This is a genomic window from Vibrio sp. 10N.261.55.F4 (assembly GCF_041470465.1).
Classification (GTDB): Bacteria; Pseudomonadota; Gammaproteobacteria; order Enterobacterales; family Vibrionaceae; genus Vibrio; species Vibrio crassostreae_C.
Map to the genome: position 1 here is coordinate 115,802 of NZ_JBFRMM010000013.1, position 18,046 is coordinate 133,847.

An 18,046-nucleotide genomic window follows, 5' to 3' on the forward strand; every position below is an offset into this window, starting at 1 on the left:
TACATGCTTTACTCCGATTATTACCCAGCTGTACAAGATTCTTCTGACAAACCTTTGCTTGTTTTCTTACATGGTTTACTCGGAAGCGGGGATGATTGGAGTGCATGTCATCCATTCCTCGAGGATTTTCCTCTCCTTTGCATAGATTTACCCGGACACGGACAAAGTCGCTTTATCGATCCGGTAGGGTTTGATCATTGCTGTAAGGAAATTGTCCAGTGCATCACATCCCAACTGGCTCTCAACGATCTTCCTGCCGATTATCCTATCGTGGTGATTGGGTATTCTATGGGCGGAAGGCTCGCTATGTATGGGGTGACAAGCCCTTGCTTTGAGGCACTCAACCTAGAGAAAGTCATCATTGAAGGTGGCAACTTTGGCTTGGAATGTGATGAAGAAAGAGCACAAAGGTTAGTACACGATACGCAATGGGCTGTTCGCTTTGCACAGCAGTCGATTGAAGATGTTTTAGACGATTGGTATCAACAAAGCGTCTTTTCTTCACTAAATCATGAGCAAAGACAAACTTTGGTCATAAAGCGTAGTGGTAACCTTGGAGTATCCGTAGCAAATATGTTGTTATCTACTTCGTTAGCTAAGCAACCGGATTTACGTGCCACATTGAAATCTCATGAGCATTTATTGCATTATGTATGTGGAGAAAAAGATCGTAAATTCATGGAGCTAGCTGAGAATAGTGGCTTTGAATATAGTCAGGTGGATTACGCGGGTCATAATGTTCATTTTGAGCAACCCGAGCTGTTTTCCAACCTGATAATCCAATGTATCGCCAGTCGTCGTTAATCTGACTGAGCGATTCTCTCGTATCAAGCACTATCAAAAGCAGAGCAACACCGTCACGACTATTCGTTAGTCGTGGTCTCTAATAGAACAATGGGAATCACCATGGCTAAAACAGTAGGCATCACAGAAGAAGAACTTTACGCGGCAGTTAACTGGAGCGATGAAAGCAGTCAATACGAAGATATTCAGTACCACAAATCTGACGATGGTATTGCAAAAATCACGATTGCGCGTCCTCAAGTCCACAATGCGTTCCGTCCACAAACCGTAAAAGAGATGATCAACGCACTGGCTGACGCTCGTTACGATGAGAAAGTAGGCGTGATCATATTGACGGGTCTTGGTGAGAAGGCGTTCTGTTCTGGTGGTGACCAAAGTATTCGTGGTGACTACGGCGGCTACCAAGATGATTCAGGTACACACCACCTGAACGTACTTGATTTCCAACGTCAAATTCGTACTTGTCCAAAACCAGTTATCGCAGCGGTATCGGGTTGGGCAGTCGGTGGCGGTCATGTACTTCACATGATGGCAGACCTTACTATTGCAGCTGAAAACGCGCAGTTCGGTCAGACGGGTCCTAAAGTGGGTTCTTTCGATGGCGGTTGGGGTGCTTCTTACATGGCTCGTATCGTTGGTCAAAAGAAAGCACGTGAAATCTGGTTCTTGTGCCGCTTCTACGATGCACAAGAAGCACTGGACATGGGCCTTGTAAACACCGTTGTTCCTGTTGCTGACCTAGAAAAAGAGACAGTTCGTTGGTGTCGTGAAGTGCTTCAACACAGCCCAATGGCACTGCGTTGCTTGAAAGCGGCACTGAACGCTGACTGTGATGGTCAAGCAGGCTTACAAGAGTTGGCTGGTAACGCAACCATGATGTTCTACATGACAGAGGAAGGCCAAGAAGGCCGCAACGCATTCAACGAGAAACGTCGACCGGACTTCGACAAGTTCCCGCGTAATCCATAGTCTTTCTCCTCTTCAAAATGAGTCGCTAATAGCGGCTCGTTTTGTTTTGATGTTCCCCGTTTTTTAGGAAACTTTATGAACTCAGTGAATTCTCAGCGTCACGCTAAACTTTACCGTTATCAATTACCTATGGATAGTGGTGTGGTTCTTCGTGACAATAAGTTGAACGAACGTGTTGGCTATATCATCCAACTTGAGTGTGATGGTAAAACTGGTTTTGGCGAAGTTGCGCCTTTGCCCGGTTTTAGCCAAGAAGATGCCGAACAAGCTGGCATTCAGCTTCAACACGAATTAGAGCTTTGGAGCCACAATAAGCCTCAAACGCCTTTCGACGAGCTGTATCCTTCTGTCGCGTTTGGCTTTTCAATGGCGATGATGGAATTGCGAGGCGATCTTAACGCTCAAGGTAACTACCAAGCGGCGCCTTTGTGTACAGGCGATCCAGATGAACTGATTCCTGTATTGAATGAGATGGTAGGCGAGAAGGTCGCGAAAGTGAAAGTCGGCCTCTACGAAGCGATTCGCGATGGCATGTTGGTTAGCTTATTCCTTGAGTCGATCCCTGATTTGACTCTAAGACTTGATGCCAACCGTGCGTGGAAGCCAGAGAAAGCGAAGCAATTCATTAAATACATTTCGCCGTCAATGCGCCAGCGTATAAGCTTTATCGAAGAGCCTTGCCAAAAGCCAGAAGACAGTTTGGCCTTTGCCATTGACCATGGTGTGGCGATTGCGTGGGACGAGACACTGCAAGAAGCGGTGCGCAGCCCGGAATTTGATCTTAGCGACCTTACTGGTGTTAAAGCAGTCGTGATCAAGCCAACTCTTATTGGTTCTGTCGAGCGTTGCGTGGCAATCATTGAGCGAGCACAGAAGCTTGGAATGAAACCTGTATTGAGCTCAAGCATTGAGTCGAGCCTAGGTCTGACTCAGATTGCTCGTCTGGCGCAGCAATATTTGCCAAATGAAGTGCCGGGGTTGGATACGATTGGCTTGTTCAAGCAGCAGCTAGAGGTTTCTTGGCCGGGCTGTCAGTTGCCTGTCTCTACGCTTGAAAAGCAACAATTGATTTGGTCTTCTTAGACCGAGCTATTTGAATGGCTATTTAGTTAGCTTAACAAGTTCTTAATCTATTTTTGGTTATCATATGATGCGCCCACAATCTAATCATCCCCCGCTCTGGGTAAAGTGGGCGCAGCAAAACCCACTTCAACCAGCGTTAGTGACCACTCACCGCACTTATACTTGGCAGCAAGTGTTTGTGTTGGTTAGTGAGTACCAACAACAGCTATTTCATCAAGGCCTATCTGAAGGTGATGTACTGACGATTGTTGGTAAGAATCAAGCTGAAGTGATCCCTGTTTATCTTGCCGCACTCAATTTGGGTGTGGTTTGTGCGTTTACGATGCCTCAGCCTAGTTTACGCCTGAAGCAAAAGCTCGATTCCTTATATCAAGCAGATCAACAGAGCTACCTTTGGCTCTTGGGCAATAGCGGAATAGAGCAATCAGAGACTGCCGATTTGAATACTCAGTTGGTGACCTTGCCTTGCCTAAGTGAACTGAAGTTTGATGGTGATGATGAGCAGATAACGACACCTCAAGAATCCAATTTCAATCCACAAAATCTAGCGAGCATCGTATTCACTTCAGGTTCTACCGGAAACCCAAAAGCGGTCGCTCATACACTTGAGCAGCACCTATGCTCTGCGTCAGGGCTGCTTGAGGTGTTTCGTTATCAACAAGGTGACACGTGGTTACTGAGTTTACCTATGTACCATGTGTCGGGGCTGGCGATAGTTCATCGTTGGTTGGCGGCTGGTGGTTGCATCAAAATAGGCACAGGTCAGCTTGAAACCGATATAGAAGAATGCAGTCATGCTTCATTGGTCGCTACTCAACTACATCGATTGTTAAAGAGTAAGCAAGCACTTACTTTAACGCATGTACTTTTGGGTGGTAGTCATATACCAGAAGCACTTGGGCTCGAAGCTCAACAAATGGGCATCGAAACATGGCTTGGATACGGCATGACTGAAGCGGCTTCAACCGTGACCGCGAAGCCCGTTGATGCCGGCAGCACCGCCGGTTTTGTCCTTAACCATCGCCAGCTAAAAATTGAAGAACAACGTATCTTTATTGGTGGCGAGACGCTCGCGTCCGGGTATTACTATCAAGGTAACTTAACGCCATTAGTTGATAAGAGCGGTTGGTTTGATAGCAAAGATCTTGGTGAGTGGCTTGGCGAACAAGTGTCGATTATTGGCCGTGCCGACAACCAGTTTATTTCTGGTGGTGAGAACATTCATTGCGAAGAGATTGAGCGAGCACTCAATCAGTTGTCTGAGGTTAATCAGGCGTTTATTGTTCCTATTGAAGACGATGAGTTCGGGTTTCGACCTGTCGCTATTGTGGATTGTGCTGATTTGCCAACCAAAGAGTGGTTTGCTGAGCAATTGAATGGACGTCTTGAGCGGTTCAAATTTCCTGTTGAGTATTATCGAATGCCTGAGCAAGAACAGCAGGGTATTAAGGTCTCACGCGCTGGATTGGCCTCTTGGTTGTCTCAGCATAGGAGTTAAAGGTAAGCGCTTACCTCGACGTTATTTGCGAAGTTGTTAGGTGACTAAGTTGTCAGGCGGTTAGTTAATTTAGCAATTAGATAGTTCAAAACAGAATTTATTATCTTTATAACCATCCATCATAATAAGCCCTATAAATAACGGATTATAGAATAAGGTCTTATTATGAAAATTGCCCTCACCATTGCGGTTTTACTGCAGATAGGCCAAGCAATCATCTCGTCAGGGTTGACTCGTTCGTTGGCTGAGCTCACCGCATTTGTGTTGGTTGTGGTACTTGTTTTAATGAAAAGAGAGAGCAAGAAGAGTGATAAGCCCCTGTTTGATTCGTGATTGTTACAACAAAGAATACCCTTACCACAAACGATAAAGGCAAAGCCCATTGGAGCTTTGCCTTTTTGTTTTGTTGCTCGCTAACTTGAGTGTCTAGTTCACCGAACAAACATCTAAAGCGTTTCTATGCGGGCTAAGCGAGAGTTAACCACGCCAATGAACCCGTTGAGATCATGACCCACATTGTAATACCAAACATCAGTGGTTTCGGCCCTGCCGCTTTTAACTTCTCAACTGAAATACCACAGCCAATTAAGAACAAACACACGACCAGTGCTCGCTTAGACACATCAAAGATTCCTTGATAGACCATCTCAAATTGTGGCAGTAAGTCACTCACCGCGATAGCGGCGCAATAGAAGAAAATGAAGTAGGGAACCGTAATCTTCTTTTGATCGTTCTTGAAGATCATCGCACTAATTAAAGCGATTGGGATGATCCAAAGTGCGCGAGCGAGCTTCAATGTTGTCGCTGTCGTCAGTGCTTCTTCGCCATACGCTGAAGCTGCACCTACTACAGAAGACGTATCGTGAATCGCTATCGCTGCCCAAGTACCAAATGTTTGTTGGCTGAGCTCAAGCGCGTGACCAATCATCGGGAATAAGAATAGAGCAACCGAGTTCAACACGAATACGGTGGCTAATGCCAAGCCAATCTGTTCATCGTCTGCTTTGATCGCGGGTGCCACTGCTGCTATCGCGCTACCACCACAAATCGCGGTACCAGAAGATATAAGATAGCCCGTAGTGCGGTCTAGCCCCATTTGTTTCGCCAAGAACCAACCAATGACTAATGTACCGATAATCGTCGTTACAATGAGCCCAATACCATCGCCTGTTACTGCTAATGCTTTTTCAAACTGAATACCAAAACCCAAGCCAACAATAGAGTAGGCCAGTAGCTTTTTGGTAAGCTTGCCGACTTCCAAGTGTTCAGGGACTAATCCTAAACTAGCAAGCAGGAAACCGATAACCAGGGCTGTCGGTGAGCTAACCCAAGGCGTTAAGCAAAACAGTGCAGCAAGATAAAATGGAACGGACTTTTTTAGGTTCATTGTATTTAGAGTCTTGTTTTGTTGTGGCGTTATTGTGATGAGACCACTATACGTTCAATAAAATGATAAGTAAGTCTAAATGAATTGAACAAACGTTAAGGAAAACTTAACGCTTGTTCAACTGATATGAATAAAGGGCTGGTTAACTAGCGTAATGATCCGCGAAGGTCAGAGACTGACTGTCGAAGCGTTTCACAAGAGGCTTGTTTAGGTGAAATCGGCTCGCCAGCTTCTATCTCTAGCTTAGTCCAGAAGCGAGTGGGTAACCCTTTGCAGGCACGGCCTTTGTAACGACTAAAGTAGCTACCCCATAATCCTTTAAGAGCCATAGGAATCACTGGGACAGGGGAACGTTTGATGATCAGCTCCATACCACGCATGAACTCAGCCATTTCGCCATCAGAGGTGAGCTTTCCTTCTGGGAAAATACACACGATGTGACCTTCATGCAGGGCACGCTCTACTTCTTTGAAAGCGTTTCGAATCGAGTTGCGGTTGGTCGCGGAGATTGGAATCACCCCAGCTCTTTTCAAGAAGCGTCGAATTGGCGGCAACTTGGTGTAATCCTCTTCCATCACAAAACGGATCAAGCGAGGGCAAACCGCACTCAGCAGCAGTGCATCCATATAACTCACATGGTTGCAGACAATCAACGCACCGCCCTTTTCTGGCAGGTGATGTAAGTTCTTATGTTTAACTCTGTACATGGTGTGAGTGACCACCCACGTAAAGAAGCGGAAAGCGTAGATAGGCACCTGATAAAACAGGTACAGCATCACCAAAGTGTTGCCCACAGCGAGCAAGATAAACAGCTGCGGAATTGAAAGATCTAGAACACTAAGGCAAACAATACCTAATACCGCACTTCCCACCATGAACAGTGAGTTGTAGATATTGAGCCCGGCAATCACTTGGGCACGCTCGTCGGGCTTGGCACGTAACTGCATCAGTGAATACAGAGGAACAATAAAGACACCGCCAGAGATACCCAGAAGCAGAAGGTAAGCAAACAGTGGCCACAGCTCTGAGTAGGTTACGAATTGATGGAAAGAACTAAAGTCAGGCAAAGACTCCGGGATGGATATCGCCATCAGAAGACCGAAGATCGAGATACCTAAGCTGCCCATTGGCACGATGCCGATTTCAATTCGGTGATTAGATAACTTATCACAAGCTAAAGAGCCGATTGCAATGCCTACCGAGAATAGTGCCAGTAAAAAGGCGACGGAGCTTTCAGTGCCGTTTAGATGCAGTTTAGTGAAGTTGGGAAACTGAGTTAGGTAAGCCGCACCAAGGAACCAGAACCAGCTGATAGACATCAGAGCTTGAAAGGTCGGGCGATCTTTTTTTGCAATCGCCAGTGTCGCGCGGGTCAGTTTTACAGGTTGCCACTTTACTTTAAGGTCTGGTGCATTACTTGGCGCTTGTGGGATAAACCAGCTTGATACATAGCCAAGCACGGCGAACGAAACAATACACACCGCAGCAATGAGCTTTGCGCCTTCTTCAGATGCAATGATGCCTGCGCCGAGAGTACCAATCAGGATCGCTAAGAATGTACCTGTCTCGACGAGAGCGTTACCAGATACCAGTTCTTTTGTTTCTAATTGTTGTGGAAGCAGGGCGTATTTCACCGGGCCAAAGAAAGCACTCTGCGTTCCCATAAGGAACAGGAGCAGAAGTAATATTCCGTAGCTTTCGTAGATGAATCCGATCGCACCCAGTGACATGATCACTACTTCGAGGAGCTTAACTTTACGGATAAACCACGATTTTTCGTATTTGTCGGCCAGTACACCAGCCAAAGCTGAAAATAGGAAGAAGGGCAGAATAAAAAGGCCAGCGGCCAAATTAATGAATAGATTGCTGGAAATAGGCAGCGTGTCTACGCTTGCGAAAGCAACAAACAGTAACAGGACATTTTTGAATATGTTGTCGTTAAAGGCTCCTAGAAATTGGGTAATAAAGTAGGGTAGGAACCTTTTTTGCGTTAACAGCGAAGATTGGCTGCTGTTGTTCATTGTCTTTCCTTGGATGATTACCAGTTGGTTAAGTAGTTTGAGACTAGGTTATTGATCAGCTCTTTACCATCAATAGGCTCAGAGGCGAAAAATTTATCATCAACGCTAAGTAGAGTAATTCCGTGTACTCCAGACCATAATACACGGCTGGCTTTAACGACTTCGCTTTTCGTATGTTCAGGAGCAATCGCTACTAGCAACTGTTCTAGCATGCCTGTCATTCTATCGATGCGGTTCGATTGCCATTCAGGAAGGTTTTCACCGTTCATGTTGTGCTCAAAGATAAGCTGCCAACGGTGAGGGTGTCTCTGTGCAAAATCGTGGTAGCAGTAGGCAAGGTTGAATAGAGCTTGTTGAGGGTTGCTCGATTGTTCAACAGTTGCGCCGGATTCTGACGCCAGTTCATCTAATGTTTGAGCGACCACATGCAAAAGCAGTAGGTTGTAATTACCAAATACATTTACTAAGGTACTTGGAACGTAACCAATCATATTGGCGATTTTACGTAGACTTAGCTCGTGATAAGAGTGCTCTTCTAAGAAGTCGGTTACCGTTTTTAAGGTTAATTGCACTAATTGTTCGCGAGTATGATCGTTTCGTCTTGCCATGGGTACTTTCTATTAAATGAACATCGTTCAATATTTTAATGCTGCCCCAGAGTGCCGTCAATCCCTTCGCTAGTTTAGTAATCAATTAATAGCCGCAATATTATGATACATGTGTAAACACGGTGAATATTTCATTGTTCTTTGTTAACGAGTATGATTAAGGTGTCGAAAGATAAAAAACCTATAAAGGATAATAATGAAACGATTTTTCTCACTAGTCGCGATCCTGTTGGTAACAGTCGCGGTGACGCCAATCGCGGAAGCGAAAAAGTTTGGTGGTGGTAAGTCATTTGGCAAAAGCTTTAAAACGGCTCCAGCACCAAAACAACAAAACACGAATTCGATCCGTCAAGATCAAACAGGTAAGAACACAGCAGCTAACTCTAGCAAGAAAGGCCTTATGGGCGGTCTGCTAGGTGGTTTACTTGCTGGTGGTCTTTTAGCTGCATTCTTTGGTGGCGCATTTGAAGGTATCCAGTTCATGGATATTCTGATTATGGGTCTGATTGCTTTCCTAGCGTTTAAATTCCTACGCGGAATGTTGGGCGCGAAGCAGGGCTCAATGAATCAGCAGAATGCACGTGGCCAACAGCCAGCATTCGGCGGCATGGGTCAGAACAAGTTTGAACAACCTAAGCAACAACCAAATGTTCATAACTTCGAGCAAACACAACCTCAATCACAAGGCGCTGCTGGTGGTTTCGGTTTTGGTGCACAAAGCGATGTTCCACATAACTACCCACCGGGCTTTGATCAAGCGGCATTCATCAATGGTTCTCGTGAGCACTACCGTACACTGCAAGGTGCATGGAATCACAACGAGCTAAACACGATTGAAGAATACGTATCTCCAAGCCTATTTGAAGACCTAAAAGCTGAGCGTAATAAGCTAGACGGTGATCAGCACACAGACGTAATGTACGTTGATGCTGAAATCGTTCGCGCAGACCACGATGGTAGCAAAGCACAGCTAAGCCTTCAGTTTAGCGGTCGTTACCGTGACACAGCGGATGGCGTTGAAGAAGATATCACTGATATCTGGCATCTAGAGCGTGACCTAACAACTAACAATGCACCATGGTTAATTGTTGGTATTCAAGGTTAATTCCAGGATTTAACTCAACATCAATAGGATGTAGTTATTCGGAATAACACCAAATAATAGAAAGCCCCTGCTGAGAAATCAGCAGGGGCTTTTTTGCGTCTAATGATATGTATCTTAGTTAAAGATTGGATTAACCTGAGACTAACTAACTAACTGATTTTATTTGGATGTAATGAGTAATGACAAAGTTCTTTGAACCCGTATTGGAGCCTGAGGTTACTTTGCAGCAGAAACAGATAATTGCGAACGAATGCGAAGAACATATATCGACCCATTGTTTAGGCTGCGCTGCTTATCTGGCTTGTGAGCGTCATGCAGAAGTATGGGATCACTGATGTTTGAATGGGCTAGATCGCTTAGTTATTTGTAGGAGCGGGTTAGTGTTTAGGAAGTTGAGGGTTGTTTTAGAAGACACGTTTAGTAAGAGATAAAGCTCAGAAACGAAAAAAGCCAACTCAATGAGTTGGCTTTTCGATTTTCCAATTAAGGAGAATATGGTGGAGGGAGACGGATTCGAACCATCGAAGGCAGTGCCGGCAGATTTACAGTCTGCTCCCTTTGGCCACTCGGGAACCCCTCCAGGGTGTGTCTTACTCTTCACAAAGTAAGCCTAAATTGATGTTTTCCCATAAGCCCATCAATCAGGTTGTTCTCTTAACTCTTAAAAGAGGTAAGAAGAATATGGTGGAGGGAGACGGATTCGAACCATCGAAGGCAGTGCCGGCAGATTTACAGTCTGCTCCCTTTGGCCACTCGGGAACCCCTCCAGGGTGTTTTTTCCTAACTCATAATGGATAGGCTAAAGAGATGTTTTTCCCAACGCATCTCTCAAGTGCGGAGCGCATCATAGCAAACACGTTAAACCTGTAAAGAGTTTTTCTTATGGTTTTGTGTTGAATGCTGCCTTTTTGGGCAAAGATGGCGAAAAGTACGCATATTGCTCGGGAAGTGAACATCTATACTAAGGTTTACGTAGTGATAGGTAACACCTTGAGGTAACTCGCTTTCTACATTGTGTTTGGTTTGTGCAATTCGCCAAGAAACGTAAATGGAATTTAATCTAGATTTACACTTCTTGACGTTACAGCATTCATCAGTTGATAGAATACGGTTAATTTCATTTATAGATATTAATACCAATCGTAGTAAATAACATGTCATCCTAGCCTGTTAAAATGCTCGAGAACAGCGTCAGAAATTTTGATTGTAGAATAACTACTTATCGAAACTATCTGTTGAAAAGAGCTACCTTGTTCTCAAGCCTTTTCCCTACGCTATTTCTGACCACTTACTCACTGTGATTGGTATAAACCTTACTTGCAGACCATTATTATGAAGCATAAATCTGTTTTAACCCTGCTTAGCTTGTCTATTCTTATGGCGTCTCCAGCCGCACTAGCTAAACGCATGGGCCCTAGCACTGTCACTGTTGTTACTGAGCAAGTTGATATTCACCAAGTTAGCCAATCTCTTTCTTTGGTAGGTAAGTTAGAAGCAGAACAATCTGTGATCATTACCTCTGAAGTAGCGGGCAGAGTTGACTCTATCAACATCAAAGCCAATCAAGATGTCACCAAAGGGCAGATGTTGGTTCAATTAGATGACGACAAAGCAAAAGCAGCAGTTGCAGAAGCGCAAGCGTATTTAAAAGACGAGAAACGTAAGCTAGCGGAATTTCAACGCCTAGTGAAACGTAACGCGATCACGCAAACTGAAATTGACGCTCAGAAAACCAATGTAGAGATCGCCAACGCTCGTTTAGCTGCTGCAAATGCCAATCTGAAAGATCTTCACATCAGCGCGCCATTCTCGGGCACTGTTGGTTTTATCGACTTTAGCCGCGGTAAAATGGTGACTGCAGGTACTGAACTCGTGACCTTAGATGACCTATCGGTAATGCAATTAGATCTGCAGATCCCGGAGCGCTACCTTTCTAAACTGTCTAAAGGTATGAAAGTAACGGCTCGCACTAGCGCATGGGGCGACACTCAGTTCACTGGTACTGTAGTAGGCATTGATTCTCGTATTAACGCTGAAACCTTGAACCTTCGAGTTCGAATCCACTTCGACAACAATAATGATTATCTAAAGCCAGGTATGTTAGTGGCGGCGGATATGGACTTCCCACCAGTGGAAGCGCCAATCATTCCAGTTCAAGCGCTTGAGTATTCAGGTACGAAGCGTTTCGTTTATGTTATCGACGAAGATAATAAAGCAACTCGTACAGAAGTTTTCCTTGGGGCACGTATCGATAACGAAGTCGTGATCGACAAAGGCATCGAAATTGGCCAGAAGATCGTGGTGCAAGGTATCGTGAACATGCGTGACGGCGTCTTGGTTCAAGAGCTTGCCGTTAATCGCCCAGCTGATGCAGCAAGTGATAAAAAAGCACAAGAAGGCGCTAACTAATGTTGTTATCTGATGTTTCTGTAAAGAGACCAGTAGCGGCCGTCGTATTGAGCCTACTATTGGTTGTGTTTGGTATTGTCTCTTTCAATAAGCTCGCGGTTCGTGAGATGCCAGATATTGAAAGCCCGGTAGTATCGATCAGTACTCGTTATGAGGGTGCGTCTGCCACCATCATTGAAAGCCAAATAACCTCCAACCTTGAAGACCAGTTATCCGGCATCAGTGGTATCGATGAGATCGAATCCACAACGCGTAACGGTATGTCGCGTATCACGATTACTTTTGAGCTTGGTTACGACCTCAATACCGGTGTGAGTGATGTTCGTGATGCTGTAGCTCGTGCGCAGCGTTCATTGCCAGATGAAGCCGACGACCCAATTGTTTATAAGAACAATGGTAGTGGTGAAGCTTCGGTCTACATCAACTTAAGTTCGACGGAGATGGACCGAACGCAGTTAACCGACTACACCGAACGTGTGTTGATTGACCGCTTTAGTTTGATTTCTGGCGTGAGCTCGGTGGATATCTCAGGTGGCTTGTACAAAGTAATGTACGTGAAGCTGAAACCTGCGCAGATGGCGGGTCGTGGCGTTACTACCTCGGACATCACTTCTGCTCTGAACAGTGAGAACATTGAAAGCCCAGGTGGTGAAGTACGTAACGATGCGATTGTGATGTCGGTTCGTACTGCTCGTTCTTACACTGAAGCGGAAGATTTCGAATATCTAGTCGTTAAACGTGCCTCTGATAACACACCTATCTACTTGAAAGACGTAGCGGATGTTTACATTGGCGCAGAAAACGAGAACTCGACCTTTAAGAGTGACGGCGTTGTTAACGTAAGCATGGGTATCGTGCCTCAGTCAGATGCGAACCCACTTGAGGTGGCTGATTTAGTCCATAAAGAAGTCGAAGCAATTCAAAAGTTCTTGCCAGACGGTACTCGTTTAGCTGTCGATTATGACTCAACAGTCTTTATTGACCGTTCAATCTCAGAGGTATACAGCACACTCTTTATCACGGGTGGCTTGGTTATCCTTGTGCTTTACATCTTTATTGGTCAAGCACGTGCAACACTTATTCCAGCGGTAACCGTACCTGTATCTCTGATCTCGTCGTTTATTGCCGCGTACTACTTCGGTTTCTCCATCAACCTGATTACCCTGATGGCACTTATCCTGTCGATTGGTTTGGTGGTCGATGATGCGATCGTGGTGGTTGAGAACATTTTCCACCATATCGAACGTGGTGAGTCACCGCTGCTTGCTGCCTATAAAGGTACTCGTGAAGTAGGCTTCGCGGTAATCGCAACAACGCTTGTATTGGTAATGGTATTCCTACCAATCTCGTTCATGGACGGCATGGTTGGCCTATTGTTTACCGAGTTTTCTGTATTGCTTGCGATGTCGGTGATCTTCTCGTCGCTAGTCGCATTAACGCTAACGCCAGTGCTAGGCAGTAAGATCCTTAAAGCGAACGTTAAACCAAACCGTTTCAATTTGTTTGTCGAGCGCGTATTTGGCAAGCTTGAGTCTGGATACCGCGCGGTATTGCGCCGTGCTCTTAACTGGCGTTGGGCCGCTCCAATCATCATTATCGCGTGTATGGGCGGTAGTTATGGCTTGATGCAACAAGTGCCGTCGCAACTGACGCCACAAGAAGACCGTGGTGTTATCTTTGCGTTTGTTCGTGGTGCTGATGCAACCAGTTACAACCGTATGTCTGCCAATATGGACATCGTTGAAGAGCGCCTAATGCCGCTGCTTGGTCAAGGTTTCTTGAAGTCATTTAGTATTCAATCACCAGCGTTTGGTGGTAATGCGGGCGACCAAACGGGCTTCGTTATCATGATCCTGGAAGATTGGGATGAACGTGATGAAACCGCTCAGGAAGCGTTGAACGAAGTACGTAAATCTTTAAATGGTATTCCTGATGTACGTGTATTCCCATTTATGCCGGGCTTCAAAGGTGGTTCAAGTGAGCCTGTTCAATTCGTACTGGGTGGCTCTGATTACTCTGAGCTTCAGAAATGGGGCGAACTGTTAAAGCAAGCGGCTGAAGACTCTCCAATGATGGAAGGTGCGGACATCGATTACTCTGAGAAAACACCAGAGTTATTGGTAACCGTAGATAAACAACGTGCAGCCGAGCTAGGCGTTAGCGTTTCGGATATTTCAGATACGTTAGAGATCATGCTTGGCGGCCGTAGTGAAACCACTTTCGTTGACCGTGGTGAAGAGTATGACGTATACCTTCGTGGTGATGAGAACAGCTTTAATAATGCTAATGACTTGAGCCAAATCTACATGCGAACTCAGTCTGGTGAGCTGGTTACACTCGATACGTTGACGCACATTGAAGAAGTGGCATCCTCGATTCGTTTGTCGCACTACAACAAGCAGAAATCGGTGACCATCAAAGCGAACCTAATGGAAGGCTACACGCTGGGTGACGCACTTGATTTCCTTGATGAACAAGCGATTGAACAGCTACCGGGCGATATTTCAGTGAGTTACTCTGGCGAGTCAAAAGACTTTAAAGAGAACCAATCAAGTATCTTAGTGGTATTTGCGCTAGCGATGCTGGTCGCGTACTTGGTACTGGCCGCGCAGTTTGAAAGCTTCATTAACCCGCTGGTGGTGATGTTCACTGTACCTATGGGTATCTTTGGTGGCTTCTTAGGTTTGGTGTTGATGAATCAAGGGCTCAATGTCTACAGCCAGATTGGTATGATCATGTTGATCGGTATGGTGACCAAAAACGGTATCTTGATCGTAGAGTTTGCTAACCAACTTCGTGACCGTGGCATTGAGTTTGAAAAGGCGATCATTGATGCTTCGGCTCGACGTTTACGTCCAATCTTGATGACGGCGTTCACCACACTAGCCGGTGCAATCCCATTAATTACTTCAACGGGCGCAGGCTATGAAAGCCGAGTGGCAGTGGGTACGGTTATCTTCTTCGGTATGGGTTTCGCGACACTGGTAACTCTGTTCGTAATCCCTGCGATGTATCGACTGATTTCTGGCTCAACACGCTCTCCGGGTCATGTGGAAGCGGTTCTAAATAAAGAGCTGAGCCATGACAACGTGGGAAGAAGCAGTCACGGTTAATGAACACGCACGGCTAATGAACATGGAATAGTGTAACAATATTGAAAAGCCTGCGTTTGCTCCTAGCGAATGGCAGGCTTTTTTTGTATAACAAACAGAGCTCAACGAATTAATACAATAAATCGAATAAAGGAAAGTAAAGTGGCTGAATTTAAATACAAAGATCTTTCTCAAGAAGAACAAGATAAGCTAGATGCAGCAACCTTTCGTCGCCTGTTAGCACACCTAGACAACAATAAGGATGTTCAGAACATCGACCTTATGATCTTGGCTGGCTTCTGCCGTAACTGTTTCAGCAAGTGGTATAAAGCGGAAGCTGAGCAACAAGGCCTAGACTTGGATATCGATGACGCTCGTGAGCGCGTATACGGCATGACTTACGATGAGTGGAAACAAAACCATCAGCCAAAAGCGACACCTGAGCAACTAGCGGCGTTTGAAGCGAAGCAGAAGCCAGAATAATTTGTTCTCGCTAGAAATTGATGAATAGAATAAACCAAAAAAGAGCCCATCAAGGGCTCTTTTTATTTTTGCGTCGGTGTTTGTTCTGTGGTTAAGCCAACTCACCCGTTTGCGAGAAAGCTTCTAGCTTCGCTGCATAAGGTTGTAGGTCACCGATATTCAGATTTACCCACTCGTCATTGAAGTAAGTGTCTAGGTAACGTTCACCGCTATCACATAGCAAAGTCACGATAGACCCTGTTTCGCCACGCGCTTTCATCTCACTGGCTAGCTGAAGCACACCGTACATGTTAGTACCGGTTGATGCGCCAACCTTGCGACCAAGAATTTCAGATAACCAATGTGTCGTTGCGATACTTGCTGCGTCTGGGATTTTTCGCATTTCGTCAACCACACCAGGAATGAAGCTTGGCTCTGCTCGTGGGCGACCAATACCTTCAATCTTGCTGAATGTATTGCCTTTCACGTTCGCATTGCCTGTTTGGAAGTATTCGTGGAATACAGAGTTTTCAGGGTCGACAACACAAAGCTTAGTTTCATGCTGTTGGTAGCGAATGAAGCGGCCGATAGTTGCAGAAGTACCGCCAGTACCTGGGCTCATTACTACCCAAGCTGGGACTGGGTGATCTTCCATCTGCATTTGATTGAAAATCGAGTTCGCGATGTTGTTGTTACCACGCCAGTCGGTTGCGCGCTCAGCGTAAGTAAATTGGTCCATGTAATGGCCATTCAGCTCTTCTGCTAAACGGCGAGACTCATCGTAAATTTCATCTGAGCGGTCAACAAGATGTGCTTGGCCGCCGTAGAATTCTATCTGCTCAATCTTCTTCTTCGCTGTGCATTTTGGCATTACTGCAATAAACGGAAGACCTAGTAGGCGAGCAAAGTACGCCTCAGACACGGCTGTGCTGCCTGATGAAGATTCAATGATCGTCGTTTCTGGACCAACCCAGCCATTACAGATAGCGTATAAGAACAGAGAACGCGCTAAGCGGTGCTTCAAAGAACCCGTTGGGTGTGTGCTTTCATCTTTAAGGTAAACATCAATGCCTTCGATACTTGGTAGTTCGAGCTTGATAAGGTGCGTATCCGCTGAGCGTTGGTAGTCCGCTTCAATTTTACGAATCGCGTTGTTAATCCATTGATGGTCAGTGCACATAAGCGTTCTCCTGATCGAGTGTAGGAATTCTTTGTAATTGGTATGGTTCTAATTTAGCTACAATCAGAGAGAAAAACTTTGCCATATTTGCTTTGTTTTGCTTAAATTGTAGAAAATAATTCTCTTTAAATGCGATTTGGTGAAAGTGTGATAGATGCCGTAGATAAAAAAATATTAGGATTACTGCAAGAAGACAGCACCCTGTCATTGAATGACATTTCTGAAGCGGTCAATCTCACCACAACGCCTTGCTGGAAAAGGCTTAAGCGCCTCGAAGAGAACGGCATTATTGAGAAAAGAGTCGCGCTGCTGAACCCAGAAAAGCTCGATCTTTCTTTTACCGCGTTCGTATTGATTAAAACCAGTGATCATTCTCATGAGTGGTATGGTCGTTTTGTGAATACTGTGTCGGAATTTCCAGAAGTGATGGAGTTCTATCGTATGGCTGGCGAATATGATTATATGATGAAGGTTCAGGTTAAAGACATGAAGTGCTTTGATGATTTCTATAAGCGCTTGGTGAATAGTATTGATGGTATCTCTAATGTGACCTCTACGTTTGCGATGGAACCATTGAAGTACACGACAGCACTGCCGCTTTAAACTCAACCTAATCTTAGGCTACCTATCGTTTCAGTTTAACTATCTTCTCAGTTTAGATCTCGTCTCTGCGATAAAGAAAAGGATTATTCATGTTTGCAAAAGTATCTACCGCTATCCAGCTGGTACTGGCGGTCGCCATTTTTTACTTGGGTTACACCATCTACTCATTGACTAATAAAGTCGGTGAAATCGTTGATACTTACCCGCAAGTTATCGAAGACATATCGGGCCTCACCAAAGGGCTCAAAGTAGAAGAGCTATTAGCGCTTGCAGAACATGTCAGCGATCTTGCTCCTCAGGTGTTAAACACTGTCGAAGAAGTTAGAAAGACGATCGATGATGTGAATCAAACCGTAGCCTCGGTCGACAACAAAATCCCTGCGATATTAGATGAAGTGAAAAATGTTCGAACGGAAGTCGAGCAGGTAAGAACCGATGTTATTCCACCAACATTAACTGAATTAAAGAGATACCGCGTAGACGTAATGCCACCAATGCTCGCTGAAAGTAAGTCTTACCGCGAACAGACTATTCCTGTCATCGTCACGGAATCTGAAATGCTACGAGCGGAAGTCCCAGGTATTTTGGCACAAGCTAATTTGTTAGCTGATAAGAGTAAGGAACTCGCTCAGGGAGCCGCTGAGGGCGCGGTGAAAGGCGTAGTGTTATCGCCATTTAACCTTCTACGAGACGCAGGTGATGGCATTAAAACGCGAGTTCAAGGCGAGTTTGAGCCAACGTTAGAAGTTGAGTAGGTTTTATTGATTTTTGCGTGACGAGTTTTCTTAAGCGTCATTAAAGAAAGAGGTTCATCGCGGCTTTCCG

15 protein-coding genes and 2 tRNA genes are annotated in these 18,046 nt (G+C 45.2%); 11 read left to right on the top strand and 6 right to left on the bottom strand.

Features of this window, described 5'->3' with window-relative positions; all coding sequences use genetic code 11:
* The first annotated feature begins 3 nt into the window (after positions 1-3).
* The 5 genes from menH (at position 4) to AB4249_RS07605 (ending at position 4,687) form a co-directional block, all read left to right on the top strand.
* On the top strand, positions 4-804 hold the full coding sequence (gene menH / locus AB4249_RS07585) for a 2-succinyl-6-hydroxy-2,4-cyclohexadiene-1-carboxylate synthase (RefSeq protein WP_372102717.1): 801 nt from the start codon (positions 4-6) through the stop codon (positions 802-804).
* A 102-nt stretch (positions 805-906) separates the two neighbouring features.
* Positions 907-1,773 carry a 1,4-dihydroxy-2-naphthoyl-CoA synthase gene (menB, locus tag AB4249_RS07590; protein WP_017060170.1) on the top strand — a complete coding sequence of 289 codons (867 nt, stop codon included), beginning with the start codon at positions 907-909 and terminating at the stop codon, positions 1,771-1,773.
* Positions 1,774-1,848: 75 nt separating this feature from the next.
* Positions 1,849-2,856 carry an o-succinylbenzoate synthase gene (gene menC / locus AB4249_RS07595; RefSeq protein ID WP_017060171.1) on the top strand — a complete coding sequence of 336 codons (1,008 nt, stop codon included), beginning with the start codon at positions 1,849-1,851 and terminating at the stop codon, positions 2,854-2,856.
* 64 nt (positions 2,857-2,920) lie between these two features.
* Complete coding sequence (gene menE, locus AB4249_RS07600) at positions 2,921-4,354, top strand: o-succinylbenzoate--CoA ligase (RefSeq protein ID WP_372102719.1); 1,434 nt, start codon at positions 2,921-2,923, stop codon at positions 4,352-4,354.
* A 165-nt stretch (positions 4,355-4,519) separates the two neighbouring features.
* Complete coding sequence (locus AB4249_RS07605) at positions 4,520-4,687, top strand: hypothetical protein (RefSeq protein ID WP_017060175.1); 168 nt, start codon at positions 4,520-4,522, stop codon at positions 4,685-4,687.
* Positions 4,688-4,820: 133 nt separating this feature from the next.
* On the opposite strand, the gene AB4249_RS07610 is transcribed toward AB4249_RS07605, so the two are convergent.
* The 3 genes from AB4249_RS07610 to AB4249_RS07620 form a co-directional block, all read right to left on the bottom strand.
* Entirely contained in the window at positions 4,821-5,741 is a 921-nt protein-coding gene (locus AB4249_RS07610) for a YeiH family protein (RefSeq protein ID WP_017060176.1), read from the bottom strand.
* A gap of 146 nt (positions 5,742-5,887) precedes the next feature.
* Positions 5,888-7,762 carry an MFS transporter gene (locus tag AB4249_RS07615; RefSeq protein WP_102320179.1) on the bottom strand — a complete coding sequence of 625 codons (1,875 nt, stop codon included), beginning with the start codon at positions 7,760-7,762 and terminating at the stop codon, positions 5,888-5,890.
* 17 nt (positions 7,763-7,779) lie between these two features.
* Positions 7,780-8,370: a TetR/AcrR family transcriptional regulator gene (locus AB4249_RS07620; protein WP_372102721.1), complete on the bottom strand. Its 591-nt coding sequence runs from the start codon at positions 8,368-8,370 to the stop codon at positions 7,780-7,782.
* Positions 8,371-8,566: 196 nt separating this feature from the next.
* On the opposite strand from AB4249_RS07620, the gene AB4249_RS07625 reads away from it, so the two are divergent.
* Entirely contained in the window at positions 8,567-9,475 is a 909-nt protein-coding gene (locus AB4249_RS07625; RefSeq protein WP_017068945.1) for a Tim44 domain-containing protein, read from the top strand.
* A 495-nt stretch (positions 9,476-9,970) separates the two neighbouring features.
* On the opposite strand, the gene AB4249_RS07630 is transcribed toward AB4249_RS07625, so the two are convergent.
* Positions 9,971-10,055, bottom strand: a tRNA-Tyr gene (locus AB4249_RS07630).
* A gap of 102 nt (positions 10,056-10,157) precedes the next feature.
* Positions 10,158-10,242: transfer RNA gene (locus AB4249_RS07635), tRNA-Tyr, on the bottom strand.
* Positions 10,243-10,807: 565 nt separating this feature from the next.
* Here AB4249_RS07635 and AB4249_RS07640 point away from each other — a divergent pair.
* The 3 genes from AB4249_RS07640 (at position 10,808) to AB4249_RS07650 (ending at position 15,459) form a co-directional block, all read left to right on the top strand.
* Positions 10,808-11,884 carry an efflux RND transporter periplasmic adaptor subunit gene (locus tag AB4249_RS07640; RefSeq protein ID WP_372058631.1) on the top strand — a complete coding sequence of 359 codons (1,077 nt, stop codon included), beginning with the start codon at positions 10,808-10,810 and terminating at the stop codon, positions 11,882-11,884.
* Entirely contained in the window at positions 11,884-14,997 is a 3,114-nt protein-coding gene (vexH, locus tag AB4249_RS07645; protein ID WP_372102723.1) for a vibriobactin export RND transporter permease subunit VexH, read from the top strand. Before AB4249_RS07640 ends, vexH begins: the two co-directional genes overlap by 1 nt.
* A 141-nt stretch (positions 14,998-15,138) precedes the next feature.
* Entirely contained in the window at positions 15,139-15,459 is a 321-nt protein-coding gene (locus AB4249_RS07650) for a DUF1244 domain-containing protein (protein WP_004736423.1), read from the top strand.
* Positions 15,460-15,550: 91 nt separating this feature from the next.
* Here AB4249_RS07650 and AB4249_RS07655 read toward each other — a convergent pair whose 3' ends face one another.
* Complete coding sequence (locus AB4249_RS07655) at positions 15,551-16,618, bottom strand: PLP-dependent cysteine synthase family protein (RefSeq protein ID WP_061022810.1); 1,068 nt, start codon at positions 16,616-16,618, stop codon at positions 15,551-15,553.
* A 129-nt stretch (positions 16,619-16,747) separates the two neighbouring features.
* On the opposite strand from AB4249_RS07655, the gene AB4249_RS07660 reads away from it, so the two are divergent.
* Entirely contained in the window at positions 16,748-17,221 is a 474-nt protein-coding gene (locus AB4249_RS07660; RefSeq protein ID WP_017078855.1) for an Lrp/AsnC family transcriptional regulator, read from the top strand.
* A gap of 89 nt (positions 17,222-17,310) precedes the next feature.
* Positions 17,311-17,976, top strand: a complete 666-nt coding sequence (locus tag AB4249_RS07665; RefSeq protein ID WP_017070264.1) for a hypothetical protein — start codon at positions 17,311-17,313, stop codon at positions 17,974-17,976.
* Positions 17,977-18,046: the final 70 nt, after the last annotated feature.